Source organism: Okeania sp. SIO2B9 (genome assembly GCF_010672505.1).
Lineage (GTDB): Bacteria > Cyanobacteriota > Cyanobacteriia > Cyanobacteriales > Microcoleaceae > Okeania > Okeania hirsuta.
In genome coordinates, this window is record NZ_JAAHGK010001371.1 from 1 (window position 1) to 1949 (window position 1949).

The following is a 1949-nucleotide window of genomic DNA, read 5'->3' on the forward strand; positions in this document are numbered from 1 at the left end:
TATCGTAATGTTGGGCAAGGTTATATTATGTTGCAACCTTTTATAGCTTTAACAATCGCGGATTTTGTTTTGTTTGAGGATATTGATAAAATGATTACTAAATTCAGATTTAAAGAAGAGAAAGAATCGGTTTATTACGAAGATGAATTAACATTAATGTTTGTAGAATTACCCAAGTTTGAAAAAGAATTGTCAGCCTTAGAAACCCTCAGTGATAAATGGATATACTTTATTAAATCGGCAGCAAATTTAGAAGTAATACCACAATCATTGGAAGAAGTATCAGAAATAGAAGCAGCATTAAAGATAGCAAATCGAGCAAACTTAAACAATAAAGAATTAGAGGAAGTAGAGCAACAGGAAAAGTTGATGAGAGATCAACAAGGACAAATTAGTTTCGCGAGAAACGAAGGACGAGAAGAAGGAATTGGTATTGGAAGGAAACAAGGAATTGGAATTGGAGTAGTGAAACAAATCTTACGTCAAATTCGCCGAAAGTTTGGAGAAATATCTCCAGAAATTGAGACTCAAATAGAACAATTATCTTTGGAAAAATTAGATATTTTAGGCGAAGAAATTTTTGATTTAGCAACAATAGCAGACTTGGAAAACTGGCTAGCTAATAATTGATAATTGATAATGGATAATTGATAATGAAAGAGTTGTTGAAATCTCTAGCTTTCTATCTCACTATTGATAATTAACAGGACTTACGCAAATTCTTAGACAATATGCTATCCGCAGAGGGCTAATGCCATTCGCCCCTACCACATAAGGTGGTTCTGCGTAAGTCCTGATTAATTTAACTATTGTTCAATAGTCAGGCTCGGAAACTGGCAAGGTAGCGATCGCCCGAGCATTCACTATTGAGCATTAATTTAACTATTGTCCAATAGTCTTGAGAGCAAACTAGCAAGGTAGCGATCGCCTGATTACTCAGTATTGATAATTCATTTAACTATTGTCCAATAGTCTGGAACGGAAACTGACAAGGTAGCGATCGCCTGATGATTCAGTATTGATAATTCATTTAACTATTGTTCAATAGTCTTGAGAGCAAACTAGCAAGGTAGCGATCGCCTGATTATTCACTATTGATAATTCATTCAACTATTGTCCAATAGTCTTGAGAGGAAACTGACAAGGTAGCGATCGCCTGATTATTCACTATTGATAATTCATTCAACTATTGTCCAATAGTCTTGAGAGGAAACTGACAAGGTAGCGATCGCCTGATTATTCTGTTTTGAGCATCAATTTAACTATTGTCCAATAGTCAGATAGCGTTACGCACCAGTAACATCAAAAATGGTGCGTTACGCTCCACTTTGTTCCGCTAACACACCCTACTAGACTGTTCAATCAGATTCTATATAAAACTTAGGAGCGAGTAACGAGGGAAGACCTCTCCCCCAACCCCTCTCCTGCAAGGAGAGGGGATAAATCCCCCCCAACGCTAGCAGGGAAGGGGGTTGGGGGGTTAGGTTTTACCCACAAATTTAGTCTAGACGGCCTACTACGGTATTATAACTAGATAGTATTGAGATTAATATTGACTTTTAACTTAATTATGTTAACTCCAGGACAAATCTTAAAACAACGTTACCAACTACAAAAACAATTAGGTAACACCGTACCAGGTCGTAAAACTTGGCTAGCATTTGACTCCCAACTGCAAGAACAAGTAATTCTCAAAATGTTAGCTTATAGTGCCGAAATATTAGGGCAAGAATTAAATTTATTTGAGACAGAAGCCCAAATTCTACAAGCTCTAAATCATCCCCATATTCCTCGTTATCGCAATTATTTTTCCTTGGAAAAAGAAGCAAATTCAGGTTTGCCTTGGTTTGCATTAGTGCAAGATTATATTCCTGGTTTTTCCCTCCAAGAATTATTAGATAGGGATAAAAATTTCATAGAAGAAGATGTCAAAAAAATTGCTAAAGAAG

General features: G+C 36.2%; 1 protein-coding gene and 1 pseudogene. Both read left to right on the forward strand.

All coding sequences use genetic code 11. The features are described from left to right. On the forward strand, nucleotides 1-630 hold a 630-nt coding region (locus tag F6K13_RS30855), incomplete at its 5' end, for an Rpn family recombination-promoting nuclease/putative transposase (protein ID WP_287289534.1). 940 nt (nucleotides 631-1570) lie between these two features. Further along, nucleotides 1571-1949 (forward strand): annotated as a pseudogene (locus F6K13_RS30860) (serine/threonine protein kinase); the annotation flags it as partial.